We start from the raw sequence: 25,693 nt of genomic DNA, 5'->3' as shown, positions 1-25,693 counted from the left end.
AGGGACTAACATGAGCAAGGCGAAGCTGTGTTTTATCGGGGCTGGCTTTCACGCTTCAACAAATATATATCCTGCTGTTATTGGGGCAGGTGCTGAAATTCAGGCGATTGCGACTAGAGATCTAAGCAGATCGAAGTCAGCACTTCAGCGGTTTGGAAGCAGCGGCACACCTTATGACAATTACAAGGCTATGCTGGAGCAGGAAGACTGTGATGGAGTTGTCGTGATTGCACAAGCGGCAGATCATCCTTCGCTCGTACTAGACTGCATTAAGGCTGGAAAACATGTCTTTGTAGACAAGCCACTGGGTTGGAATGCGGAGGAAGCGGCCCAAATTGCAGATGCGGCAGAAGCAGCAGGCGTTGTTCTGATGGTCGGCTTCATGAAGCGCTACGCACCTGTATACATAAAATTAAAAGAATGGATTGAGGGTGGCTCGCTTGGAGCCGCACGCTCATTTCAGGCGAAATTTCTCGTGGACAGTACCCTGTTTTGTAAAACCGGCGAAGATTTCATGAAGCTGGCGGCGGTCCACATGGTCGATCTGGTACGTTATTTGTTCGGGGAAGTGGTACAGGTTACCGGATTTGCGAACGATAACGGTGAGTGTATTTCCCATACGATTGCCCTGAAATTTGAAAATGGTGTAGTGGGCAGCGTATACTTCACAGGTATGACAGCATGGACACGCGAGAGTGAAGGGATCACGGTAACCTTTGATCACGGTTTTGCGAACGCGGATGAAGTGAACACACTGATCATTCACAAGTCGGAGAGTCATACAGAGCTTCCTTGGAAATCCCTTGCGGAAAACGATACGGTTCTGACACCGTCAGCCTCCGCGATGTCGGGCGGATACCGTGATTTGTACTTGCGCGGTTTTGTTGGTGAAATCGCACATTTCATGAACTGCTGCCAAGAAGGACGGACGCCTGATTCAAGTGGACGGGACAACGTGAAAACGATGGAGCTGTGCGACCGCATTTTGGCTGCGCTCCAATAGGATACCCATTTCATATACAAGTTTCGGAGCCTGGACGGTACCTTAGTTTGGGTGATCTGAAAGAAGCTTCGGTTTAACTGGTCAGTAGATGGCTCCTGCATTTGTCGGGAGTCATTTTTCGTTTACCCTACGACCTTTCTATTTCATAGCATTCCTGCCCATTTTGATTAATCTCTGCTGAAAATACGCCAACAAAGACGAATGATGCGATAGAATAGGAAAAGGAAAGCGTTATCAGTACCCATTTTTTCTGCGATGGTTCAGGGGGAGAAGGCATATGCGTTCAAGGTCAAGGTTTCAGCCATTAAACACATTACGTAATCAGATTTTTATCGGATTTATACTAGTGATGCTCATTATGATGAGTGTGGCGGGTGCGTTCATTTATCTCAATGTATCTCACCTGTTAAAAGACAGTGCCGAGCGACATATTGGTCAGACCGCGGTACAAGCAAGCGGTAGGCTGGATGCATTAATCGGCCAGATGGACAACTTGACGGAGCAGGTCGCGAATCACCCGTCTGTTCAGCATATTTTGCTGGAGGAGCGTAACGGGGGCAAGGTAAATTTCGGACAGCGCCAATCCCTGCTGCAAGTGATGCATAGCTATCAGGCATATATGCCGAGTGTCGGCTCGCTGGAGCTGTATACCGCCGAAGGAAAGATGTTGTTTCCGATTAGAGAGGGCAGTCTGGAGGAACGTATCGGACAGGCAGACATCCGTGAAGCGAATCAGATGAAAGGAAGACTGGTCTGGATCGGTATTGATCCCGAAGACCCTCGGTCACTGCTGGCAATTCGGCAGGTAAGTCTGGTGGATCGCTGGTTCTCACGTGGAGGGTACTTGATTACCCGTATGGAGCGAAGTTATTTTGGACTGAATGGTGCGTCAGCGGTCAATGAAGAAGCGGATGAAACCATGCTGCTTGTAGATCGTCAAGGCCAGCTGCTGTCGGGTGAACCAATGAACCAGACGGATTTGTCAGGTGTACTGCATAGCAAGACACAGACGGTTCATATTGGGGAGCGGGAATATGTGAAGGCGGTTCAGCAGTCGGAGCGGACGGGCTGGTCGCTGCTGATCCTGATTCCGGTTAGCGTCGTCACAGACGGAATTACGGTTTTACGGACTACACTTATCATTTCTGCGTCTCTTGGTGCCGTGCTATTCCTATTTATGTCCTTTATGTTGTCTACGTTGATTACAAGACCGATAGGTCACTTGATTCAGGCGATGCGTCATTCACGGGAGGGGGCATTGGCCCTGAATCCAGAACCGGCAGCAGCGGTCGAACTACGAGAATTGAACGCAGAGTACAACACGATGATTGTCGATATCAATGAATTGATCCGGGTTATTTGCGAGAAGGAGGTTTTACAAAGCCAGACCGAGCTTAAAGCTCTGCAGGCGCAGATCAATCCGCATTTTCTTTTTAATACGCTGGATGCTTTCAACTGGTCGTTACAGGAGAAGGGAGAGGAGGAGCTTGCGGGACTGATGGTGTCCATGTCGCGGCTGTTTCGTTATGTTATCGAACCGGCTCATCATGATTCTTGGGTGACCCTCGGGGAAGAAATGGCGCAAATCCGTCGTTATCTGGAACTGATGGAGATGCGTCTGGGTGAACGTCTGAGCTGGCAAATTCATATGCCTTCAGAGGCAGCCAGAATTCCGCTTCCTAAACTGCTGATCCAGCCTATTCTAGAGAATGCCATTTTGCATGGTGTCGAAAATCGCATCGGCAACGGCCGCGTTGAAATCAGTGTCACTCCTTCGACCAGATCGGGTTGGACCAAGATCGCGGTCATAGATAACGGACCTGGAATGACAATGGAAGAACTTGCAGCTGTGCGTACAGCGTTGATGGGGGGAGCAGCCTGCCAGAGCAAGGGAACCGGTATGGGACTAGTGAATGTGCAGCGCAGGCTCACGCTCTATTATGACAGCGCATCTTATCCAACGGACGGTGTGCTGATACATAGTGCTGAGCAGGAAGGAACTGTGGTCGCTTTTGAAATTCCTGATGAATATGGAGGGCGGTAGGAATGAGTGTTTCATCCAAAACCATTGTCATTGTAGACGATGAACAGCGAACACGTCAGGGGATACACCAGACATTGGAGCAATGGGCCGCCGGGAAATACCGGATTGTGACATTCGATAATGGTTTGGAAGCATTAAATATACTGCGTGCGGAGACGGTTCATCTGTTGATTACGGATGTCCGGTTGCCGGAATTCAGTGGTCTGGATTTAATCCGCTCTCTGGAACGGGATTCACGACGACCAGCGATCATTGTCATCTCGGGTTATGCGGAGTTTGATTATGTCCAGCAGGCTCTTCGTCTGGGAGCCGTCAATTATTTGCTCAAACCGATTGATAAGCAGGAGCTGCTGAATGCGGTCAATGAAGCGCTTCGGCTGGAAGAGGAGCGGCAGCGGTACGAGAAGCTGGACAAGCTGGCTGACCCTGTTCTGCTAGAGCTTGATCTCCAGGCGGCTACTCTTAGTGATCCGGTACGACATGCCTTCACCTATATGGCGGAGCATCTTCACGAATCCATTACGATGGCGCAGACTGCCGCGCATTCACACCTGAATGCGAGCTATTTTAGTGTTTTATTCAAGGAGCAAAGTGGTTTGTCCTTCAGCGAATATCTGCATCGACTGCGGATTCAACGAGCCAAGGAGCTGCTGCTGCATACCCAGTTGACGATTGCCCAAATCGGCGAGCGATCAGGCTACCGGACAGATAAATATTTTATTAAAGTATTCAAAGCGACCGAGGGGATAAGTCCTAGCCGCTACAGGCAGCAGATGCGTACAGGACCAGAGAATATTGACTGACAGTAGGCAGATCAAACCCAATAAAAGTGGAATTATACCCAATGAGTGTACCCTGTTGGAAGCAGGAATGAAGTGCTAAACTTACAAATGATAACGGTTACAAAAATATAAATACAATAAACGGAGGTCTAACGATGTCCAACGAGTATGGTTTGCGTAAGCGCTCACATCAAAAATGGTTTGCTGGGTTGACCCTGCTGCTGTCATTTATGCTGGTGCTATCCGGTTGCGGTGCTGGTAAGGATGGTCAAGGCGGTTCCAGTGGAGAAGGGGGAAAGGTTACACTTAAAATGATGCACCTGTGGCCAGAGGGAAGTTCGGCACAGCAGAGCAAGCTTGTGACTCAGATTATAGATCAATACCAAAAGGATCATCCGAATGTCGTCATTCAGCAGGAAGTGCTGGAGAATGAACAATATAAAAACAAACTCAAAGTCCTGTCAGCTTCCAATGAATTGCCGGATATCGGCATCACCTGGGCAGCGGGTTTTATGGAGCCTTACGTTAAAGGTGGATTATTTACGCCGATGGATGACCTGTTGAATGGTTCAAAGCTGAAGGACAAATTCGTACCGGGAACGACCGAAGCTTATGCGCTGAATGGCAAAACGTATGCGCTTCCGATTGAATTGAACATTACACCTATTTATTATAACAAAGCCATATTCCAAAAATACAACTTGAAGGTACCTGCGACATTTGACGAATTTAAGCAAGTTGTGAAAACACTTACGGATCACGGAGTTGCACCGATTGCATTGGGCAATAAAGACCGCTGGACCGGCTCGCTCTGGTATATGTATCTGGCGGACCGTATAGCAGGTAACGAAACGCTGAAAAAAGCGATTGACGGCTCAGGATCGTTCGATGACCCTGGTTTAATTCAGGCGGCCTCCGAAGTCCAGACGCTTGTGGATATGAATGCCTTTAACAAAGGATTTAACGGCTTGTCCAATGATGAGGGAAAATCCGAGTTTATGAACGACAAAGCGGCTATGTATTTAATGGCTACTTGGGAATTGCCGAATTTTACGACCAATCCTGCAATCCCGCAAGCATTTAAAGATCAAATTGGCTTCTTTAAATTCCCGATGGTTGAAGGCGGCAAGGGCAACGAGAACAGTTGGGTAGGAGGTCCGGGAGTAGGTTTGTTCGTTTCGGAAAATTCCAAGGTAAAAGAAGAGGCCAAAGCGTTCGTTGAATACTTCGTAGTCAAGTGGGGAGAGCAATCGGTCACACAGGCGGGCGTAATTCCGGCGACGAAAGTGGACACCTCCAAAGAAAAATTACCCAAGCTGTATGTCGATTTGCTGAACGGACTGAATCAAGCCAGCAGCATTACCTTGTTCGCCGATGTACAGATGAAGCCGAATGCAGCACAGGTACATTTGAATATGATTCAGGCATTGTTTGGTAAAGCGGTGACACCGCAACAATTTGCCGAGCGGCATAAGGCTGCCATCGAGAAAGAAAATTGAAATTGACCACCTAAGGAGGTCCGACCGTGGAAAAGGTCATGTCCAATAAGCTTGTCATTGCTCTATATGTATTGCCTTCTCTGCTGCTGTTATTCGCCGTAATATATGTGCCCATCGTACTGACCGGCTATTACGGCCTGAATCAGTGGAATGGAATCGGCTCTATGACCTTTGTGGGGCTGGACAATTATCAACATTTGCTCACAGACAGTGCATTCTGGCAAAGTGCCTGGCATTCGCTGCTGTTGGCCTTGTTTTCAGGCATCAGTCTGATCGGTTATCTGGTCATTGCGATGATTTTATCAGGAAAAATCAAGGGAGCGAATCTGCTGCGGAAAATTTATCTGATTCCCATGCTGTTGTCATCTGTAGCGATCGCACAGCTGTGGCTCAAAATGTATCATCCAACGAACGGAGTGTTCAATTCCATACTGGCGTCGGTCGGAGTCCACAATCCGCCTGAATGGTTAGCTAATCCGTCCTTGGTGCTGTTTGCTTTGTTCATTCCGATTATTTGGCAATATGCAGGCTTTTATATCCTGATCTATTATGCCGGGCTGAAAAACATTCCCGAAACGTTGATGGAGGCTGCCCGAATCGACGGGGCCAGTGCCTGGCAGATTGCGACTCGTATCAAATTGCCCCTGCTGCGCGAGGTGATTAACGTTACGATCATATTGTCTATTGTCGGCTCGCTCAAATATTTTGATCTCATCTACGTCATGACGGACGGTGGACCGAATGGAGCCAGTGAAGTGATGGCCTCTTACATGTACCACCAGGCATTCCGCAGCTTTGATTTTGGATACGGCAGTGCTACAGCCTTTGCCCTGCTGCTCATCTGTCTAATCGCTACGTGGCTGATCCGCAAGGTTACGGCTACGAGTGACACCATCCAGTATTCATAATGCAGCTTGCTAATAGATGAGGGTAACAAAGGACAGGAAGAGGGAGGAACGGATATGAAAACCCAGGCAGCCGCCAACTATCCGCTTGGAGTCGCTACCCGCGGCAAAATGTTAACTCGGGTCGGTTATGCCACTTTGTATATCATTTTAATCATCTTGGCGGTGACGCAGCTTTTACCGCTGGTGTGGCTGATGTTGTTCTCGCTTAAAAATAATCAGGAAGTGTTTAACCTTCCACCGTTTGCACTCCCGTCCCAGCCGCATTGGGAGAACTATATGAATGTGTGGACCAGCGGCAATATCGGGCGGTATTTTTTCAATAGTGTGTGGATTACGGTCATATCCGTGGCGTTGACGGTGCTGCTGGCCAGCTTTGTAACGTTTGCCATTACGCGTATGCGGTGGAAAGGAAGTCAGCTGGTTCTCGGGCTATTTATGGTCGGACTAATGATTCCAGTCCATTCCACCTTGATTCCGTTGTTCAGTATGTTTCTCAAACTGCATTTAACAGATACTTCACTCTCCATCATCCTGTCGTATGTTGCTTTTAATCTGCCGACAACGATGATGATCTTGCTGGGCTTCTATTACGCCTTGCCCCGTGAAGTGGAAGAAGCGGCCGTTATGGACGGCTGCTCCGTCAACCGGATGTTCTTCCGAATCGTGCTGCCCATGACAACCCCTGTCATGGCAACGACATCTATTATTAATATGATCTATAACTGGAATGAGTTTATTTTCGTCAATACGTTCATCAGCTCGGACGAAAACAAAACACTGACCGTTGGTGTCCAGAACTTTATCGGACAATATACGACCGACTGGGGGGCTATCGGAGCTACGTTGATGATCAGCATTTTGCCCATTTTGCTCGTGTTCCTCATCATGAGTGACCGGATTGTGGAAGGGATCGCAGCCGGGTCGGTTAAGGGGTAAAACAAATTCCCCAGGTTAGAAGAGTACCCCCTAGTGTAGACATTGGAACAAACCTTTTGGTTTGTCCGATGAATGCTAGGAGGTGCTTTTTTGTGTAAGTCTGGTTTTGAATTGAAGGGAATACTTAATGAAGTAGCTCCATAATTTTAAGTCCTTTCAGAAATTAAATGGAAAGCAAACGAACGTGTTGATATTTATTTACCGACCAATTGTGTGAATGGATCAGAGGTTATGATGTGGTTGGTAACCCTGATAGGGAGGAATGGCAAGTTGTGTTATACATATAGGAATTGGGATTCATTCTGCTAATTGACTGCTTATTTTTGGCATGAAAAAGGCACATTCCTACTCGTATCTCAAGTGGGACTGTGCCTTTAAAAGGCTATCATATTTGTGTTAAGTTGTTGGTTTGCATATCTGTTAATATTATAAATTAAATTTGTCCGAAGTTATTAACAAGCTATTGACATGGCTTATTTGAATCTTTCTAAACCATGATATGGATTCGAAATATTTTCACCAACTTCCTCAATTGCTTCTATTATTTCTTCCAATATTAATTTATTTATATTCTTATCTTGATTTATTGAATCTTTAATTTTTTGAAAGCAATTCTTTAGTCCGAGGTTTACAACAATTGAAAGAATGATATCTACATCATCATAAGAATCAGTATTCCATAACCTGTGAAGAATCTTATCTATACTATTTCTTACTTCACTTTCCAATAACTCGTAGGTCATAACTTGTCTATCTGTTAATTGGCTAAGAATTAATAAAAAATCCTTTTTCTCAATTTTACCAGTATTAAATTCATTCAATACGTTTTGAAACATCAATGCTAATGTTTCTGTTGGTAATACATCTGGTAATTTCTCAATTTCTTTAAGATTCATTTTTTTATTTCCCCTCTATGGGTATTTCCAAGTAAAGCACGTCATCTTGCATTCGTTTCTGATTACAGAAGCAGCAGATGAGTACAAACTGTGAGTCAAGATAGATATGTAATGTATTACGGGGGTTGTTTGGTATTAAGAAACGAGAGGTGATATTTAATAAACAACCCAGCATATGTATTTATCGGTTAAAAGAGAGATTTAGTTTACAGAATGAACCATTAGAAGCGGTATTTACAATGTGTATTTCTGGAAGCAGGAGATACCGGAGGGGAGTTTTGAGTAGAAAAAAGCATATAATAGGTAGTAAGAGAGAGTATAAAAAAGATATTTATAAAAGATTGAACTTTAATGAGAGATGAGGGTTCATATTATGCCAAAAAACGATAATATGCTGGCCATTCTATGGATGCTGAATTCGGGCGTAAAAATGACTGCAAAACAAATATCCGAAAAGTTAGAAATAAATATAAGGACAGTTTATCGTTATATTGATGCACTATGTGCCAGTGGAGTGCCTATAATATCCGACCCAGGTCATAATGGCGGGTATAGCTTGCTGAATAATTTTATCAGAGCGCCTCTACTATTTGATATGGAGGAAAAAAAGGCACTCCTTCATGCTGCTATTTTTGCAAAAGAGGCTGGATACCCTTTGAGTGAGGCATTAGGCAATGCGACATCAAAATTGAAAATGTATTCGAATCAAGAGCAGGAAAGTATACTTAGCCGTCATTTAGCCGGATTTGAAGTGATTAACCGCATGGGAGACCCTTCTCTTCAGCCGATATTGGCGGAATTGGAGCAAGCTGTAGCCAACGAATTCTCTGTAGAAATGGATTATCGCACAAGCCATGAAGAACAACCCAAGAATAGGGTGATAGACCCCTATGGAATGGTTTACTGGAACAACAAATGGTACACTGTTGCATTTTGTCACCTAAGAAATGAGATCCGTAGCTTTCGGGCAGATCGGATTCTACAAATCAAGCGTACTCCAACCCTATTTAAGCGTTCCGAAGCTTTTTCGGCCCGTGAATTTTTTATGCACAATCTGTTACCTGATTTAGTAGGCAAGGACGGTTTAATTTCTTTAATGATCGAAGGCAGGCCAGAGGCATTGGATGACTTATGTCTGCATTGGTTTTTGGGGCATCATCTGAAAGAGCGGACATCCAATCAAGCCATCTTTTTGCTTGAGGAAAAATCACTTCATACATATGTCCCTTATTTACTCCTACCCTACGGGAAGTCCATTCAAGTCATCGAACCACAGAGTTTGAAGAAAAAGCTTGTTGCTGTTGCGTCGGAGTTAATGGAATACTATCAACTTTAATAGCTTCACTGACAGCAGATGTCAGTGAAGCTTTTTTATAATGATGATAATCATTGATTACCGAAGGATGATTGGTATCACTTGATAAATTATAAAATAAGGAGAACTTGCAAATGAATAATACAGTATATCTTTATGTGTTTGACACAATGGCAGACTGGGAGATCGGTTACTTAACTGCCGAACTGAACTCGGGAAGATATTATAAAAAGGGGCTGGTCCCATCCAAAATAGTTACCGTGGGAATGGAAAAGACTCCTGTAACTACAATGGGCGGATTGAAAATCCTGCCTGATATTAAACTGGATGAGTGCAGCATTGAGAGTACGGATATATTGATTTTACCCGGTGGAGATACATGGACAGAAACAATTCACCAACCCATCTTAAAAATCGCTGAGAGGTGTTTAGAGGAGGGGATATGGGTTGCAGCGATTTGTGGTGCTACCATGGGACTTGCCCAGGCAGGATTGCTGAATTCACGTTGGCATACAAGCAATGATCTGGAATACCTTAAAATGATCTGTCCCACCTACACGGGCGAAAAGTATTACAAAGTGGAGTCTGCTGTAACGGATGGAAAACTGATCACTGCATCTGGAACAGCTCCGTTGGAATTTTCCGTACACGTCTTGAAAGCTCTGGGTGTATTTTCTTCTAAAACATTAGAAGCCTGGTATAGTCTAAATAAGACTCGTGCATCCAAATATTACTATGAGTTGATGGATTCAATCCAATGAAGGTATAAGCATAAAATTGAACTGTTACGATCATTTAAAGGAGGAGTATAAATGACTGAAAGCAGAGAATATGTGGGAGTGTCAGGTAAATATACAAAGAATGGAATGCCCAACGGCTTTACATCTATTACCCCTTTTATTACAGTGAAGAATCCTTCGGAAGCAATAGAGTTCTATAAAACGGTTTTCAATGCAAGGGTTAAGGATATTACTGAATATCCTGATGAGAATGGCAATAAAATAATTGTTCATGCGGAATTAGATTTTGGAAATGGTTTTTTGCAGCTGGGAGCAGCGAATCCGGCATATAAATTGGTCTTGCCGCCAGATGAAGACAATGCGTGTTATTCTTTCGGAATTTACGTGTTGAATGTTGATCAGGTATTTGAAAATGCGGTAGCAAGAGGAGCAAAAGTAAGGGAACCAGTTACAAACTTTGTTTCAGGTGATCGATTCGGAAGTATATTGGATCCTTGTGGAGTAAGATGGTCTATTATGACCAGGATTGAGGATTTGTCAGAAGAAGAAAGTAGTCGTAGGGTTGCTGAATGGGCCAACAGCTTTAGTGGAGAATAAAGGCAATCACTTTTTAAAAATATTAAGAGTGACGGTTTGCTGAGAGATGTTAAGGAAAGCTTGAATATATCCCCTCGCCTCTATACTGGAACCCGCTCATTGAGCGGGTTTTTATTTTTAATCATTTGAAAAATGTAGACATGAAATATTTAAGGCATAGAGTTTGATGGAGCTTGTAGACATTCTGCTACGTTTTAATCATGTTGTTTACAAAATCGCTGGCGTAATTCTTCTTGAAACAATCTAGCCAATTTGACAGGATACATTACTCCTCCTGTGGTATGAGTGTGTGCATGCATGGTAACTCTGATAGAGGGAGGAATGGCAAGTTATTGTTTTCTTCTTTCGATGGTTTATAAAATGAAGCGCGGCACCTGCTGGAATAAGATATAATCCGAAATAATTTTTAATTTTAATTACTAAAAATTTATGTTTATGATTTTTGGCAAGGGAAAATAAGATATAAAATATGGAAGGGAGTGATATATTAAGTAATTATATTCAATAATAGTCATATAAAAAAGTTATAAAACTAAGAGATTAAAAATTATTTTGTTACTAACCATCTTAGGAGGAATTATCTATGAAGAAAAAATTAACAATACTTAGTCTGGCTCTAGCCATCACAGCCTTCTCTACTGTAAGTTTAAGCGCTTCTTACGCTTCTGATTATGACGTTTCCTCTGGAAATTCTTCTCCTTTAATTAGCGCGCATGCAAATGGTGCTGCTGTTGAGCCTCAAGCAATAACATCCCTTGCTCGTAAAGCATGGCAAGTTGGTAAATCAGCTTGGGATGCTAACAAGGATGCTTTGAGAGAAGCGACCCGCTTAGGAAGTCTATTAGGTACAGGTGTTTCTAGTAGTGATGTAGAGAATGCAGATGTAATTTTTGATAAATAGCTTAAATATCAGGGAGAGGATCAGATTTTTATATTTCTCTCTCCCTGATGTTATTAAAAAGAGGTGATTGCTTAAATGAAAAAAAGAAGCGAAACGTGTATTTTAAATGCTACGTTATTCTCTTTATCGTTGTTCTTGATGGTTCATTTCTTCTTTATTTTTCTTCACGCTGGACCGCTTAACCCGGTCTCTGTTTCATTGAAATCAGTAACTGATAACTATGTTGGACGGTTTTTTCAACAAAACTGGCATCTATTTGCTCCCCAGCCTATGACTCAAAATCTAAAATTATATGTACGTGTGAAGTATAAGGGGGAGGGCAGTAACACAACTGTTATAAGCAATTGGTATGATGTTACTGAACCTATGATCAGGACGAATGAGACGACAGTATTTTCACCTTATAATAGGATGCTCAGAATTGGAAGTGGATACATACATCAATTATATATAGGAGGAAAAGATGATCTAACATATAAATTAATGGAGAAAATATCTAAAAAAGATAATGTCGCCAAAGAAATAAATGCTTCTTTAGAAAAGGATTCGGATCAAGTTGAACAAATCATATACCGCTATGCTTCTGCGTTTGCGAAAAGAGAGTTTTTGAAACATGAAATAACCGATGTCCAGTTTATGACTTCAATATCGGATGCAATTCCATATTCAAAGCGAGATGATCTTCATTTTAAAGTGAAAGAAGATAATGTCGTATATGGTTGGAAAGGAGTTGTAAAGGATGTTGTTGAATTACCGTAATTTTTTTATGAATGAACGCTTTCTTATTGGCACAAGTATCCTTCGGATATGTATCGGGTTGATATTACTTTTCAATTATTTTATCCATTATAAACAAAGATATTTTTTTTGGCACGAATCTGGAATTAATATATATTCTGCTGGGTACAAGTCATTAACATGGTCTTTATATAATTTGAATTCATCAGCTTTATTTTTTGACTTTATCTATCATTTAGGAATTGTGGTTACTATTTTTTATTTAATTGGTTACAAAGGCCGCCTTTTTTCAATTCTGACCTATCTATTTTTTTATTCACTGTATGTTCGTTCTTTTCATATAAGTGACGGAGGAGACAACTTACTTATAGTGAATATGTTTTTTCTGTTGTTCACCAATAACACTGCCTATTTCTCTTTGGATTCCAAAACGAACAACTCACGTGGAAAAGACTCGAAAGACTCTTTACTCTATAAGTTATCCATAATAATTCACAATTTTGCAGTACTTTTTTGTATTATACAACTGTGTATTGTTTATTTCTTCTCAGGAATGTACCAGCTTATGGGGGAAATGTGGCAAAACGGAACGGCACTCTATTATATCTCTCAGGTGAGAGAGTTTAGCAGACCTATTTTGGATTATATGGTTAACCATTATGTTGGGCTCACCATTTTATTCACTTATTTATCTATAATTGTTAAAATAGCTTTTCCTTTTGCTGTAATTAATAAAGGCCTTAAACCGTTTGTAGTTATTGCTATGATATTGTTTCATGTAGGAATCGGTATAGGTATGGGCTTACTGACATTTTCACTAATTATGATTGTTATGGAATTATTGTTGTTTACGGATCGAGAATATAAAAAGTTATACCATTTTTCAAAGATCAGTTTCCGGAAAATATCAATTACAATTCGAAGAAAAACAAGAAGATTAGGATATGTAAGTTTTCAAGACAAACAAATTCTGGTTTTCTATGATGGTTGGTGCCCTGTCTGTACAAATATAAAAGACAATTTGTATAAGCTAGATTATTTTAGAATGCTACGGCTTGTTAGTTTTCGGAATTCTTCATTGGTTCAAGCATACAAATTAGATGTTAATGAATTAGAAAGGCGAATGCATAGTTTCTCACTGAATGATCCCAATAAAATACAACGCGGAATTGACTCTATTGCACAAATTTGTACAAGAATACCGTATCTTTGGTGGGCGGTTCCCTTTATAATTATTTTCAAAAAAATGGGTATAGGCGGTTATTTGTATGATTATATAGCTTCTAAAAGAAAAGTGATCCCTGTGGGGAACTGTGATGATTTATGTGAACTTTACCCTAAGCGTGTCCATTAAGGAGCAAAGCATGAAAATAATTTTATGGATAGTAGCTATAATTTTAATATTTGTTCTCATATGTATCCTGTTTTTGTTCATTGCGAAGCGCCAAAATAATAAGAAAACAGAAATGGATGTTCTGAGCTTTTTAAAGGAAAATCCGAGTAAAGCATCTTTGTTTATGATCAAAAATGGTATGGAGAAAATCAGCTATAACTCAGAAGTTAAAATGCCGCTTGCCAGCACGGCCAAAGTGATCATTGCTATCGAATTTGCTCGCCAAGTTGTGGCGAAAATATTAGACGAGCAGGAACTTGTTCCTTTAGAGGAATTAAATAAGTTTTATATTCCTGGTTCCGATGGTAACGCTCATCATAACTGGATCAAATCCATTCGCGCAAACCATAAAGAGGTTCAAGGTAAAATTACGTTATTGGATATTACTCATGGTATGTTAGCATATAGTTCCAATGCCAATACAGAATTTCTAATGGCGAAAATGGGTTTGGATAAGATAAATGAGAATATTATGAAGCTCTCACTTTCTTCTCATGATAAAATCTTTCCTTTTTCATCTGCGGGATTCATGTCTCCTTATATCCAAGAGACCGAAAACATAGGCTTTAAAGAGTCGATACAAAAGATAAGTGAGATGAGCTACGAGGAATATATGAAAAAATCTATTGAAATTCATCAGATTTTAAATCGTGATCAGGGGATAGAATGTATTCAGAAATGGAACACCAGGCAGAATTATGTACGAAAGCTTCAAGTGCTGGAATCGCGCAAGCTTCCTCGTTCAACGACTAAAGAATATGCTTATCTCATGAAGCTCATACACAAGGAGGAGTTGGTTCCTTCTACTATAAATCCATATCTAAAAATGCTAATTCAGCGACAAGTGGATAACTCCAAGTTAATAGAGTTCGGAAACAAAGGTGGATCTACCATTTCTGTTCTAACAGAGGCTTTATATTGTACGGATCGAGAAGGAAATGACATTCAACTAGCCATGTTTATTCAAGATGATTCTGGGGTGGATCATATTTGGCTCAAGCAGAAGATGGATTTGTTTTTTTACAAATTATTAACGGATACTGCATTTCAAGAAGAGGTAAGAAGCAAATTATCATATGATAAGGGAAGAAATTGAATGTTTTTTTATTTTGTAAAAATGCTGCTGATTCCGCTTATACTTTACTGGATCATGGCTTACTTTCCATTTAAAAATCGTATTTCGTGGTATATACACGCTTTGTTTACAAGTGCATATACGTTCATGATTTTATTTATAAATGATTGGACAGAAATTAGCTATTATTTACGTCCGGTTTGCATTGTATTGTTTGGATGTTCCTTATTCCGTCAAATGGTTACTTTACGCTCTTTTAAATTTAATGGCTTAAATAGAAAAACACGAATATTCCTTTATCTTTATGGTTTATTAGCAATATATCAAGTTTTTATATGTATTTTATTTAGTATTTCATACATTACATCCACTCCTAAACACGAAGATGCAGTCGATTTAGCGTTCCCCTTGAAAGGAGGGACTTACGAGGTAGTGAATGGTGGAATGAGTTCATCTATGAACTATCACTTTTCGCATCGTACTCTGAAATATGCGGTGGATATAACTAAGCTCACCCCGTTAGGTTCAAGAAAAGGAATATTTGATAATCCTGAATCTTTAAAATCCTATCCCATTTATAATGATTCAGTATATAGTCCGGTTGAGGGTAGAATTATCGAAGTTGTGGATGGAGTAGAAGATAATGTCCCAAACTCCCTGGGTCGTAGTACTACAAATATGATTATCATCAAACACAAAGGATATAATATTCTGTTGTTACACTTGAAGAAAAATAGTCTATTAGTCAAGAAAAATGATTTTGTCAAGGTTGGACAAGAAATTGCGAAAGTAGGGAACTCAGGTTACAGTAGTGAGCCGCATCTTCATGTTCATGCTATAAAACATGACAATATGAGAGATTACTTCAATAGAACTTCGGTCCCTATTACTTTTAATGGTAATTACTTAAAGAGAAATGATTTGCTATTTAATCAAACACTTATTTTTCGATAAAAATGAATACCTACCTAGAAAGTCGGTTTGAGAATTTGTTTATCTGGTTTTCAGTGTCGTGATCAAGGAACATTACAAGTTGACATTAAGAAATAATACTTGATTGCTTGGGAATGGTTAACAAACTAATTGCTCTTTAAGTCTGGTACATAAGGGCTTGAGGAGCAATATTTTAATGAATAGCACAGAAAGTTTTGAACAGTAGTTTATCTATTCGGTCGGTTGTAAGTTTCTGAATTCACGTAAAATGGTAATTAAGGATAATGTGCTGTCTCCGAATATTTTTCTATTCTATATCTCTTCTTATTCTTTTTTTTGAAATATATACTTGTCTTTTATATACTTACGTTGCAAAAATTCAGTAAAAGTATCTGTAATCTTATAAAATCCATCTTTCTTTTTACTTTCTGAGTAAAAGTAGATAGGTGGATTTTCCCCTTCATCTAATTTAAAGAAGCAAAACATACAACCTTGGCTCATCCAAAATACAAAATCGTTTAAAGTAAGTTTTAGAGGTCCAATGTTTTCCTCTAACAATTCTGTTCCCCATTCATTTAACTCTAACAATTCATCCATAAAACATGATTCACCACGCAAAAAAGTATGATCAGTGCCGTTTCCCATTGCTTCTAGAAATTCAATATAAGCCATAGGTAATTTTTGATTGCTAATCTTTTTTCCCACATTAATTAAATCTTCGTATGTGCAAGGACGCATATGAATTTTATTAATTTTAAATTGTGAGACTAACTCATTTAAATATTCCAAATTATTTCCTTATTAAAAAATGTTTTGCTGTATAAAAATAATACTGGTGGCCCTTAAAGATGTGTTAGGAGCCACCAGTAAAAACTAATTTACGATATTGTTACATAATAAGAGCCAGCTATACTTTTACTGTATACTGTCCCAACACCTTTAAGGAGTTAAAATAAGGATGAGCATCTTTCGATACACACCTTAATTTTGATTAAGAATTATTGTCCAATTTGTTCTAAGATTTGTGTGTAAGCATTCCTATAATGATCGGGGTTAGGATCTTCTCCTATTATTTTGGGTACGTCAAAGTCGGACAGCAGGAAATGGTGTTTGGGTTGAACTTCATGCCTTGCTAAGCAACTCTTGCAACAGGATAAGGGACAGCCGTCAATTGCAATGATGTCACGTCCCGATTTTGCTGTTCTGACAAGTGGTTTGACATCACCACCAACACCAGCAATGCAGGACATTTCAGCGACTTTTTCTCGATCCATTTGTATAGCGATCATGTTAGCGGTTTGTGCTGCGGAGGAACATCCAGAACATGAATAGACAAGAGGTAAATCTGTTCTTTTCATCTTTGTACACTTCCTTGTTTTTTCTTTGTGATCCATCACAGTATCTTTGGTTTTAGATGAAATAAAATTTAAAATTGTTTGTATTTTAACTTAAATTTACAGTTTAAACCGTGATCGTGATCACAACAATATTTTTGTGAAATCTGTTATAGGGCTGACTGTGTGTATATAAATCAGCTAGATCCCCCTTTTTAACTTAATTTTTCTAATAGAGAATTAGCCCTATCTAAATATAAATCTGATTTCCAGGGATATCGTTAATTATTCGTCCATCTCCCGACGAAAATATGCAGATAGGTTTTTGTATGCCTTATTCATATCATCATCTACGCATTTATTAATGATACGGTTTAATGTTGCTTCAAGTATATTTTCATTAAAGTCCCGTGCTATAAAATGACCATGCCCGATAATAATATCACCTTGACCTGTCATCCTAGCTAACCTTTTAGGACTTATTAGTTCAAATGAAAACATGTCTGATGCTCCATTTATTTCACTGGGCCCGATATCAACATTATAAGTAATATAGAAGTCGTCTATATCTTCACCCCAATCCTCATACATCTTTGTTAAAGCCTTTATTATAAGCATTTAATTATCCTCCTATTGAACAATATCAATATGAACGTTACTTATCTGCTTTGATGCCCATCTTTCCCTAGCGTTGTATTCTTCGAACATTTTCTTTTTCAAGTCAAACGCCTTTAGATGGGGAGGGATCTCAAGTCATTGTTTTAGTGGAAAGATAGGGGCGTGTTCTACGATTTCTTGCATAGTTATAGGATATGAACTTTATCAGTTTAAGATGATCCAATCAATTGAAGCGAGGATGTTTTTTCAATTTCCCTAGAGAAAACTAAGTCCGATACCAAACAACTCTCGCGCGACTTCTTGAACGTTATGTTTTTTATTTTGGTAAAGTGTAAATAACATCAAATGGGTTCTTATCTTCAAAAAACTCGGTGTAGAGCTTTGCAATTTCATTTGAATTCAAGTCCATATTATTTCGTAATAAGCCCCCTAATTTCACCAATACGTCAGCTTCTTTTGAAGTTACTATTTTCTTTTGTACTATATTTTCTATATTTTTTGGAGTTACCCACGCCCAATCATTCACAGCTGCTTCAGTAAATGGATATCCAAAAGATAACGAACTGATATGAGCATATTCTGAACATAGAGGATGAACAATTAATAAAAAGGCTGCAATTATTCCTGAACGATATCTTATCCTTTGTGCTTTTTGAACCTCTTGAGCAAATGATTCTAGGTAATGAGGGATTTCTCCCCAATTAGAACGTCCCATTGAAACTAGTATTTCAACGGCAAATGTATTATTTAATTTATTGGCCAATTGTAAGAATATCTGATTGTTTGTAGAGCCGGAGGCGGTAAATGCACCTAAACATCTTGCAGCTTCCTGAACGTTTGTTGCACCTTCTGATATAAGTTTCACATATTCGTCCAGTATCGTATCGTCGCTAACGAATTCTGGAGATTCCACAATTGTTTCGATTAAAAGTGCCTTTGTACTCTGTTCTTTAACCAGAGGAATCATACTAACAAGTTGAGCAAAGTAGTCAGCTACTAATTCTTCTAAATTACAATCATTTTTTAATAACTTCAGAGCAGCTACTATAACACGATCATCTTCATCTAAAGTAGGGTATGTTATTAGCTGTATAATTTTTTTAACCACATATTTCTTCCTCTCAGGCTTAGATTAAAAGTCATCTTAGTTTTTTAATTTATTCTTTTGGTCGGCTAATGATAGGGAGGGATGAAAAATTATTTTTTTGTGTGGAAAAAAGGCTCATTCCTCCTCATCGTTTTCACTATCTGTAGTTAAATAGCTGCCGTCATTGGGAATCTCTCGTCTTTCCCCCTTTACCTTCAACCCTCAATCCTCTAATGTTCTCACCAGCTTTAGGGCCAAGATGAAAGTAAAAAAACAAGTCAATCATGGTAGTATCTGACCATAATCGACCCGTTCGACCTAATGGAAAAACGTTATTTAGGATACAAAACTCAAGCAATGTTGTGCATACAAACAGAATGACAACATCTTAATACGGGTATTACACGGGTTAAGTCTAGTCTGCTTTTGGATGAATAAATGACTTACTTGGCAATGGGGGGCTTTTTAACAGCCGTCCCTTGTAGTTTATATTGTTAGCAAATAGCGGCGGATAAAACAGAATTCACAACACGGGCAGCTGATTCCCATTGAAATGTTATATTGTATAAAAAGTATACGAATTACCTTTTATATCCGCTACCTTTAAAAAACTTCTTCTAAATAAGGATAATTCTGTAGCTTCAGATTTTCTTTAGTGATATACCTGGTTTGATATTCATCTAGATTATTATTGATAAATAAACGCCCTTCATAGTGAATTTCCCTCCCTTAGTCGTTTGAGTCTCTGTATGTAAACTCTGATGGGGAGGGATGGCAAGTTACTGTTTTGTGTGGAATAAAAGCTCATCCCTACTAATAAAAAAAGTTGGAATGAGCTTTTGTAAGTTTATCGAGTGCTTGAATCAGTTAGTGTTTAGTTTGTTGGTAAGTATTCGAATTTACTCTAAAAACTTTTTTCTGCTTGAATTTGTTCAAACCATTCCATTGAAAAATCATCTGCAGTTTTAACCGGATGATTAGTGTGTACTAATTCATAGTTGTAATTTATTAAGAAACTCTCTACATATTCTACCTGACATATTATCAATTAATTCCATTTTTCTCAATTTCTCTATAAGTTCATGGTTATTTATTATACAATCTTTATTATTATCATTAATTAAAAATCTTAAAGAATCAATACACATTTCAAATAGTTCTTTGTCTGTTGTTTCGATAAGTGATAATATTATATTAATTTCTCTTGCATCATTTTCTTCTTCAAAGCAATATACTACTCTTTTTTGCCACTCTAACGACTTTTCCATTATATTTTTTTCAAGCAATTCCCAATCTGCTTCGGAAAATTTTTCCATCAAGGTCATCGCATCATTTACTCCAACATCATACCAATAATCATCTGAAGCATTCTCTCCAGACATTTCAGTTATTAATTTGTCAAATTCCTCATATTTCATAAATTTTCCTCCACTAATTTATTGGTTCAAATCCTGGCGTTGGTTTACCTCCCACTGGATATCCAGCAGTAATGTTTTTGCCTTCTTTAATAACATCTATTTCAACACCATCTACAGTACCGCTATGCAAAGTTGTAGTTACTCCATCTGAAGTACGACTTCCAACTGCAGGCGTATCGCTAATTTTTTTTATAGAGCCTATAATTTTCTCATCACTCCATGAATCAGGAAATACTGTGCTTTTTTTAAGCTTTGCGAGAGTTCCATCTGGAAACTGATGATAAAATTGAACAAATTTAGATCTATCTGGATTTTCCCTGAGAACTTCTACTGCATAATTAGAATTTGCATCATTTACCACATTAGGCGAATGACCCCCTCTAATTCCATTTTTACCTGGTATTCTCTCTCCCCCTAATATTTTTTGCTCCATCTCTGGTGATAAGTAAGATTCACTAGCTTTACCCTGCCCCTCTAGAGCCTGTCGTTTCTTAATATCATCAAAGGTAAGCTTTTCTTTATTTGCATATTCTTTAAACTTGGATGCTTCCCTTGTGGCCTTGCTCTGGGCGATGTTTTGTAATACTCGCTCTTTTATTTGGTCAGCCGGAGATACTTTAATTACTCCTGTCCCCGGTGTTTCAACATTAACTTTTGGAGCTTTAATTGATTTAGAAGGTATCTTTATATTCCTACCAAATTTAGCACCGTATAAACTTCCAACCATCTGAAATTCAGAAAATACGCTACTGATTATAATTGCATTTGCTTGCCATTCTGGTATTTCTTCTCCTGTCCAATAGTTCTTTCCTTCTCTAGCTGCCTTAATTTGTTCTAAGAAAATATCCACATTTTCTGGTTCGTGATGTAATTTGATTTCTCCATTTTTAATAGCTTCATTATAGGCAAGAGAAGCTTGTGCAGCTTTCTGATCGGTAACTCCATTTTTACTGAGGACCCACATAGTACCCATAAATTCTTTATCATACTCATCAAAATTATAGGATACTTTGGCTTTTTCAGCTGCCATGTAGCTGTCATAATTGGCTCTCCAGCGTTGTCTCAGATCTATAGGAATCTGCTGATACCCTTGAGCCATGGCATTTGACTCTTTCAGCAGGTTTTGAACCAGTTCTAATGGGCCACCAGAATGTGCTATATGACGTGCACTCGTAAATACTTTCCCTAAAATCCACTTGCTATAGTAGGCTTGTCTCGCTTGATCATGCTCGTATTGATTAATCAATCCTTGGAGTGCTAGACCAGCCAAGTGTTTCAACGGATGAATGCCGTTCCCCTTACCGGCTCCAATCGTAGGAGTTCCTTTGCTCCGAACGGGGATCATTGCGGTTGCTTTCAGAATGAGACCCGTCGCAGGCCCACCTAAAGCTCCCGCAACAACGCCAGCCACTTTTTTCATCACTGGAATGGAACCTAATAGCTTGGACACCGTACCCAACAAAGAGTTGGCCTGTTGAAGTGCAGCCGGACTTGTTACTTTGGCGGTGGGAGTGCTGCTTGATGATGTCTTAGCTGCTGATGGGGCTTGCGCCGCCTCGTATGCTTTGATGCTCATCAATGGTGGCTCAGGCACAGGAGGGAGGTCAGCCACGAAAACAGGAGCTTTCACCGTACCTTCCTGATATATCACTGGAGCTTTGGTATCCGTCTCACCATCCAGTACCATGCTGCTGGCCCCACCTTTTAAGTATAGCGCCGTGCCAGCTTCGAGTGATAGTTCCTCGCCAGCATCGAACTTCACGTGACCACCCTGAATCTGCACATTCCCCGGACTGTTGATCGTAATGCCGTTACCTTCATGCAGTGTAATGGAAAATTCACCGGAGGTGGATAGAGTCAGCTCATGCTTAGACATTTCTACGCCGCTACCTTGCACATGTTGCCATACCTTCATATTCGGCTGACCATTCGCGTGGCGTTGTTGTCGCAATGAATCCGTGACATAGGCATCTTGTTCGCGGTGTGTAGGCAGATACAGTTCCACCTGTTCCCCGATTTCAGGCATATCGTACCAGCCACTATGTTCTTCGGCGACATAACGGGTGGACACCGGAAACCAGCACGCTTTGGCAGGATCTTGCTTCGGGTCAATGTCCAGTTGAAGCTGTACAAAATCCTGTTGTACCTTGAGCACCGTTCCTGTCAGCGAAATTCCAGTAGCCTGATCGTTTTCATACCGCGCATAGCGGATACCTTGTTCGGCTTGAAGATCGTAACGGGTACGCAGTAAGCCATCTGCTAAGGTTGTCACTGCTCGAACCACGACCAGCTCTTTGCCTTGTCCAATAGGTAACGTGATGAGGTCGCCTAGTGCATAAAATTGCAGGCTTTCGATCATATAGGTGACATACGAGCCAGCACGTTCTCCGGGCTTTTCCGCATCCAGCTCATGAAACGTTTTTCGAACACGATAAAATACATCTCGTTCCACCTTATGCTGCTTCCCTTCTGGCATCCCGAAGAAAACCTTGGGCGAGGCTGCGGTTACCTCTGGCACAAGTACGGAACCAAAGCGAGAAGCGAGACGTTTTAAAAACGCCCAATCGGTCTCCTCATATTGTAAAACAAATGTCTCCAGTTTGGCATGGTTGCTTACCGTATCAATGGCATCTCCGTACTGATATTTTCGAACCATTAAAGTGACCAGATCATCATAAGTACGGTGAATATCTTGATAGGATCGCCTTTTATTCTTAATATCCATCTGGTACGAATGGGAAGCGGCCTCTAGTTCAAACGTATACACGCCTCGCACACAATGTACGGATATACGCGTGACAATCCCATGGAACAGCCTTCTCAGCGATTGTCCCTGATCATCCAACTGACGAATCACAATCGGTTCTTGCTCCATATTTTGTCCGATGCATGCGGCTCCCTGTTCCTCGGAGAGCATGCCACTGATATGTAAATAGGCATGATCGTTAATGGCGCGTGTTATTTGAAGTTGTTCAATGTGTAGTGGCTGAAAGGGACCATAAAAGCGTAGGCTTTCATATCCAATCCCATCTAATAATACGCTCAAGTGAGTTCATAACTCCTTTCTATATGTGATGGGTATTTCCAAGTGAAGCACGTCATTTTGCAATTGCTTCTGATTATAGAAGCAGCAGATGGGTGTATCTGTCAGTCAAGATAGATATGTATTACAAGGTTTGTACGTTATAAAGGGACGAGAGGTGATATTTAATAAACAACCCAGCATATGTATTTATCGGTTGAGAGAGAGATTTAGTTTACAGAATGACCCATTGGTTATACCGAATAATGAAAATCTTTATTGATGGAACATATATTAATTACAATAAATACGGTGAGGTGGATCTTTTATTGAAAGGGCATTGATTATTAAAGATATTCTCACTTAATTAGTTATGTTATATAAGTTTGTGTACTAAACTTATGAATAAGAATAGACCCTACAATATTGTGCAGGAATTGTCGGATGGATACATTCAACTACTGTTATTCTATTGATGAAGGAGGTCATATAGTGGATTTGCTTAAGAGCATGAATGAAGCAATAAGGTATATTGAAGAAAACCTGACTAATGATATTGACTTTAAAGAGGTAGCAAGGTTGGCTTACTGCTCTGAATTTCATTTTAAAAAGATGTTTTCTTTTCTTGCAGGTGTTACGTTATCAGAATACATCCGCCGCAGACGCCTCACTCTTGCAGCATTTGAGCTTAAAGATAGCAATGTAAAGGTTATTGATATCGCGATTAAATACGGGTACAATTCACCAGATTCTTTTACAAGAGCTTTTCAAAATTTACATGGATTAACGCCGTCTGAAGCCAGAATTAATGGCCGTTCACTTAAAGCATATCCACGAATGACCTTCCAGTTATCCATTAAAGGGGGAAGTGAAATGAACTATCGAATTGAAGAAAAAGGGGCATTTTGCATCGTTGGTATCCAAAAAAGAGTTCCCATTATTTTCAACGGAGTCAATCCAGAGATTGCTGCGATGTGGGAAAGTTTAGATGGTGAAACGATCAATAATCTTAAAAGAATTTCTAATGTCGAGCCTATGGGGTTGCTTAGTGCGTCCACGAACTTTTCTGAAGGTAGAATGGAGGAAAAAGGGGAGCTTGATCACTATATTGGCGTTGCAACAACAAAGGAGTGTCCGGATAACCTAACACAACTTAAAGTTGCTGCCTCAACGTGGGCAGTATTCGAAGCAATCGGATCATTTCCTGATGCGCTACAAGATGTGTGGGGACGTATTTATTCCGAATGGTTCCCATCCTCAAACTATGAACAAATAGAAGGCCCGGAAATCCTATGGAATGAGAGTAAAGATATAACCTCACCGACTTTCAAAAGTGAAATATGGATACCAATCATGAAAAAGTAAAATAATGCGTGTGATTTTAAGTATCCGTTGAGCTGTTTCGACAGCTCTTTTTTCAATTATTATAATTGAAGCTTATTTTGTGAAGAAGGTATTTCTTTTAAGGTACAGCCATTTGGCGTGAAAGATCTGATAATCTATTTTACGGGACTAATGATTTTTGAATAGAAATGATACTTATGTAATTGAAAATATAATGTAGCGACAGACTGAAGAACAGTGCGAGGTTTAAGGGATTGAAATAATATTTATTCATTTAGTTGTAACTTTTATAGCTTCTAAGTTTGAAATAATCCTTATCTTGGAATGTCAAAGAGTCTTATTTTATCTTGCATACTAAATTGTTCTAATAATCTTATCTATTATTCTCTCATTGCTACGTATCCACGTACCACATCCGTTATCATCCTTTGCTACACTTTGAATAAAAAGGAGATGGTAACTTGGATACCCAACCTAAGATACTAAAGAGCATGGAACATACAAACTCATCTGAAAATACTGCTGAAGAATACGAGAACTTGGTGCAGCAAGAAGACGAACACATAGAGAGACTTAAAACATGCACTCATTTGGGATGCTCTAGCTATTATTTCTCAAAAGGCAAGCGTACTGCAAATGGAAACCGTCAAAGAAGCGGCCGACCATCTTCATATCATGGAACTGGACCTTCGCAGGGAATTGTTTAAAGTTCGTTTGAAAAAAAGTATTTTGGCGAACAAAATGAAGCAAACCCAAGCATAGCAGCGGAGGAGACGGAATCGTTCTGAAGAAGCGGAGCGTTCGGCTGAAAGCTTTCCGTAGGAAAGCTGCAGAGTGTCGAGAAAGTCCAGAGGACTTTTCGACACTTCTATTTTTATATGGGGAGACGCATCTTTTAAAACAAAAATCGATTTAAAACGATCTGAGGACCCTAGTTCTTAGACCACTAAGACAGTTTTAAACCCCCTGCAAAAAAACAGGGGGTTTCTCGACAGCCTGAGCTTTCCGTAGGAAAGCTGCTTCGTAAGCAATAACCGTCACCGGATTTTTACCGTTAAAATATAATCCAAAAAATATGGGGGCAACAGCGATCGGAAGAATGATCCGTCT

Annotated in this window: 23 protein-coding genes; 16 read left to right on the top strand and 7 right to left on the bottom strand. The window is 39.9% G+C overall.

What is annotated here, in order from left to right; genetic code table 11:
- The first annotated feature begins 10 nt into the window (after nt 1-10).
- The 6 genes from ACWGXJ_RS18055 (at nt 11) to ACWGXJ_RS18030 (ending at nt 7,172) form a co-directional block, all read left to right on the top strand.
- A complete protein-coding gene (locus ACWGXJ_RS18055; protein ID WP_452567319.1) occupies nt 11-1,003 on the top strand; it encodes a Gfo/Idh/MocA family protein in 993 nt (330 codons plus the stop codon).
- Between the two features lie 277 nt (nt 1,004-1,280).
- Nucleotides 1,281-3,047: a cache domain-containing sensor histidine kinase gene (locus tag ACWGXJ_RS18050; RefSeq protein WP_452567318.1), complete on the top strand. Its 1,767-nt coding sequence runs from the start codon at nt 1,281-1,283 to the stop codon at nt 3,045-3,047.
- Nucleotides 3,048-3,049: 2 nt separating this feature from the next.
- A complete protein-coding gene (locus ACWGXJ_RS18045) occupies nt 3,050-3,850 on the top strand; it encodes a response regulator transcription factor (protein ID WP_452567317.1) in 801 nt (266 codons plus the stop codon).
- A 134-nt stretch (nt 3,851-3,984) separates the two neighbouring features.
- Complete coding sequence (locus ACWGXJ_RS18040) at nt 3,985-5,328, top strand: extracellular solute-binding protein (RefSeq protein ID WP_250266436.1); 1,344 nt, start codon at nt 3,985-3,987, stop codon at nt 5,326-5,328.
- A gap of 26 nt (nt 5,329-5,354) precedes the next feature.
- A complete protein-coding gene (locus ACWGXJ_RS18035) occupies nt 5,355-6,236 on the top strand; it encodes a carbohydrate ABC transporter permease (RefSeq protein ID WP_039273005.1) in 882 nt (293 codons plus the stop codon).
- 54 nt (nt 6,237-6,290) lie between these two features.
- Nucleotides 6,291-7,172 (top strand): carbohydrate ABC transporter permease, encoded by an 882-nt coding sequence (locus ACWGXJ_RS18030; protein ID WP_452567316.1) that lies wholly within the window; start codon nt 6,291-6,293, stop codon nt 7,170-7,172.
- A gap of 473 nt (nt 7,173-7,645) precedes the next feature.
- Here ACWGXJ_RS18030 and ACWGXJ_RS18025 read toward each other — a convergent pair whose 3' ends face one another.
- Entirely contained in the window at nt 7,646-8,068 is a 423-nt protein-coding gene (locus ACWGXJ_RS18025; RefSeq protein WP_061828757.1) for a hypothetical protein, read from the bottom strand.
- Nucleotides 8,069-8,441: 373 nt separating this feature from the next.
- Between ACWGXJ_RS18025 and ACWGXJ_RS18020 the strand changes: the two genes are divergently transcribed.
- From ACWGXJ_RS18020 to ACWGXJ_RS17985, 8 genes are all read left to right on the top strand, one after another.
- Nucleotides 8,442-9,404, top strand: coding sequence for a helix-turn-helix transcriptional regulator (locus tag ACWGXJ_RS18020; RefSeq protein WP_061828758.1), 963 nt, complete (start codon nt 8,442-8,444; stop codon nt 9,402-9,404).
- 113 nt (nt 9,405-9,517) lie between these two features.
- On the top strand, nt 9,518-10,144 hold the full coding sequence (locus ACWGXJ_RS18015; protein WP_061828759.1) for a type 1 glutamine amidotransferase family protein: 627 nt from the start codon (nt 9,518-9,520) through the stop codon (nt 10,142-10,144).
- Nucleotides 10,145-10,195: 51 nt separating this feature from the next.
- Entirely contained in the window at nt 10,196-10,720 is a 525-nt protein-coding gene (locus tag ACWGXJ_RS18010) for a VOC family protein (RefSeq protein WP_061828760.1), read from the top strand.
- Between the two features lie 583 nt (nt 10,721-11,303).
- Nucleotides 11,304-11,621 carry a hypothetical protein gene (locus tag ACWGXJ_RS18005; RefSeq protein WP_039273018.1) on the top strand — a complete coding sequence of 106 codons (318 nt, stop codon included), beginning with the start codon at nt 11,304-11,306 and terminating at the stop codon, nt 11,619-11,621.
- A gap of 75 nt (nt 11,622-11,696) precedes the next feature.
- Complete coding sequence (locus ACWGXJ_RS18000) at nt 11,697-12,380, top strand: DUF5819 family protein (protein WP_061828761.1); 684 nt, start codon at nt 11,697-11,699, stop codon at nt 12,378-12,380.
- A 544-nt stretch (nt 12,381-12,924) separates the two neighbouring features.
- Entirely contained in the window at nt 12,925-13,713 is a 789-nt protein-coding gene (locus tag ACWGXJ_RS17995) for a DCC1-like thiol-disulfide oxidoreductase family protein (RefSeq protein ID WP_419538102.1), read from the top strand.
- Nucleotides 13,714-13,723: 10 nt separating this feature from the next.
- Complete coding sequence (locus ACWGXJ_RS17990) at nt 13,724-14,848, top strand: serine hydrolase (protein ID WP_452567315.1); 1,125 nt, start codon at nt 13,724-13,726, stop codon at nt 14,846-14,848.
- On the top strand, nt 14,849-15,781 hold the full coding sequence (locus ACWGXJ_RS17985; RefSeq protein WP_452567314.1) for a M23 family metallopeptidase: 933 nt from the start codon (nt 14,849-14,851) through the stop codon (nt 15,779-15,781).
- A gap of 303 nt (nt 15,782-16,084) precedes the next feature.
- Here ACWGXJ_RS17985 and ACWGXJ_RS17980 read toward each other — a convergent pair whose 3' ends face one another.
- From ACWGXJ_RS17980 to ACWGXJ_RS17955, 6 genes are all read right to left on the bottom strand, one after another.
- Nucleotides 16,085-16,549, bottom strand: a complete 465-nt coding sequence (locus tag ACWGXJ_RS17980; RefSeq protein ID WP_452567313.1) for an SMI1/KNR4 family protein — start codon at nt 16,547-16,549, stop codon at nt 16,085-16,087.
- A 209-nt stretch (nt 16,550-16,758) separates the two neighbouring features.
- Nucleotides 16,759-17,118 (bottom strand): putative zinc-binding protein, encoded by a 360-nt coding sequence (locus ACWGXJ_RS17975; protein WP_013311396.1) that lies wholly within the window; start codon nt 17,116-17,118, stop codon nt 16,759-16,761.
- A gap of 261 nt (nt 17,119-17,379) precedes the next feature.
- Nucleotides 17,380-17,712 (bottom strand): Imm8 family immunity protein, encoded by a 333-nt coding sequence (locus ACWGXJ_RS17970; protein WP_452567312.1) that lies wholly within the window; start codon nt 17,710-17,712, stop codon nt 17,380-17,382.
- 316 nt (nt 17,713-18,028) lie between these two features.
- On the bottom strand, nt 18,029-18,820 hold the full coding sequence (locus ACWGXJ_RS17965) for a hypothetical protein (protein WP_452567311.1): 792 nt from the start codon (nt 18,818-18,820) through the stop codon (nt 18,029-18,031).
- A gap of 971 nt (nt 18,821-19,791) precedes the next feature.
- Nucleotides 19,792-20,217 (bottom strand): hypothetical protein, encoded by a 426-nt coding sequence (locus tag ACWGXJ_RS17960; RefSeq protein WP_272638696.1) that lies wholly within the window; start codon nt 20,215-20,217, stop codon nt 19,792-19,794.
- Between the two features lie 13 nt (nt 20,218-20,230).
- Nucleotides 20,231-23,263 carry an EndoU domain-containing protein gene (locus tag ACWGXJ_RS17955; protein ID WP_452567310.1) on the bottom strand — a complete coding sequence of 1,011 codons (3,033 nt, stop codon included), beginning with the start codon at nt 23,261-23,263 and terminating at the stop codon, nt 20,231-20,233.
- Between the two features lie 468 nt (nt 23,264-23,731).
- Between ACWGXJ_RS17955 and ACWGXJ_RS17950 the strand changes: the two genes are divergently transcribed.
- Both ACWGXJ_RS17950 and ACWGXJ_RS17945 read left to right on the top strand, forming a co-directional pair.
- Nucleotides 23,732-24,604: an AraC family transcriptional regulator gene (locus ACWGXJ_RS17950; RefSeq protein ID WP_452567309.1), complete on the top strand. Its 873-nt coding sequence runs from the start codon at nt 23,732-23,734 to the stop codon at nt 24,602-24,604.
- Nucleotides 24,605-25,044: 440 nt separating this feature from the next.
- Complete coding sequence (locus tag ACWGXJ_RS17945; protein WP_452567308.1) at nt 25,045-25,290, top strand: hypothetical protein; 246 nt, start codon at nt 25,045-25,047, stop codon at nt 25,288-25,290.
- Nucleotides 25,291-25,693: the final 403 nt, after the last annotated feature.

The sequence above is a fragment of the Paenibacillus sp. S33 genome, from assembly GCF_053615415.1.
This window is presented reverse-complemented; position numbering and strand designations above follow the sequence as displayed.

What these genes read in the sequence shown, in the direction of transcription:
- ACWGXJ_RS18055 (WP_452567319.1), top strand. Translation starts at nt 11, where the DNA reads ATGAGCAAGGCGAAGCTGTGTTTTATCGGGGCTGGCTTTCACGCTTCA.
- ACWGXJ_RS18050 (WP_452567318.1), top strand. Translation starts at nt 1,281, where the DNA reads ATGCGTTCAAGGTCAAGGTTTCAGCCATTAAACACATTACGTAATCAG.
- ACWGXJ_RS18045 (WP_452567317.1), top strand. Translation starts at nt 3,050, where the DNA reads ATGAGTGTTTCATCCAAAACCATTGTCATTGTAGACGATGAACAGCGA.
- ACWGXJ_RS18040 (WP_250266436.1), top strand. Translation starts at nt 3,985, where the DNA reads ATGTCCAACGAGTATGGTTTGCGTAAGCGCTCACATCAAAAATGGTTT.
- ACWGXJ_RS18030 (WP_452567316.1), top strand. Translation starts at nt 6,291, where the DNA reads ATGAAAACCCAGGCAGCCGCCAACTATCCGCTTGGAGTCGCTACCCGC.
- ACWGXJ_RS18025 (WP_061828757.1), bottom strand. Translation starts at nt 8,068, where the DNA reads ATGAATCTTAAAGAAATTGAGAAATTACCAGATGTATTACCAACAGAA.
- ACWGXJ_RS18020 (WP_061828758.1), top strand. Translation starts at nt 8,442, where the DNA reads ATGCCAAAAAACGATAATATGCTGGCCATTCTATGGATGCTGAATTCG.
- ACWGXJ_RS18015 (WP_061828759.1), top strand. Translation starts at nt 9,518, where the DNA reads ATGAATAATACAGTATATCTTTATGTGTTTGACACAATGGCAGACTGG.
- ACWGXJ_RS18010 (WP_061828760.1), top strand. Translation starts at nt 10,196, where the DNA reads ATGACTGAAAGCAGAGAATATGTGGGAGTGTCAGGTAAATATACAAAG.
- ACWGXJ_RS18005 (WP_039273018.1), top strand. Translation starts at nt 11,304, where the DNA reads ATGAAGAAAAAATTAACAATACTTAGTCTGGCTCTAGCCATCACAGCC.
- ACWGXJ_RS18000 (WP_061828761.1), top strand. Translation starts at nt 11,697, where the DNA reads ATGAAAAAAAGAAGCGAAACGTGTATTTTAAATGCTACGTTATTCTCT.
- ACWGXJ_RS17995 (WP_419538102.1), top strand. Translation starts at nt 12,925, where the DNA reads ATGGGGGAAATGTGGCAAAACGGAACGGCACTCTATTATATCTCTCAG.
- ACWGXJ_RS17990 (WP_452567315.1), top strand. Translation starts at nt 13,724, where the DNA reads ATGAAAATAATTTTATGGATAGTAGCTATAATTTTAATATTTGTTCTC.
- ACWGXJ_RS17985 (WP_452567314.1), top strand. Translation starts at nt 14,849, where the DNA reads ATGTTTTTTTATTTTGTAAAAATGCTGCTGATTCCGCTTATACTTTAC.
- ACWGXJ_RS17975 (WP_013311396.1), bottom strand. Translation starts at nt 17,118, where the DNA reads ATGAAAAGAACAGATTTACCTCTTGTCTATTCATGTTCTGGATGTTCC.
- ACWGXJ_RS17970 (WP_452567312.1), bottom strand. Translation starts at nt 17,712, where the DNA reads ATGCTTATAATAAAGGCTTTAACAAAGATGTATGAGGATTGGGGTGAA.
- ACWGXJ_RS17960 (WP_272638696.1), bottom strand. Translation starts at nt 20,217, where the DNA reads ATGAAATATGAGGAATTTGACAAATTAATAACTGAAATGTCTGGAGAG.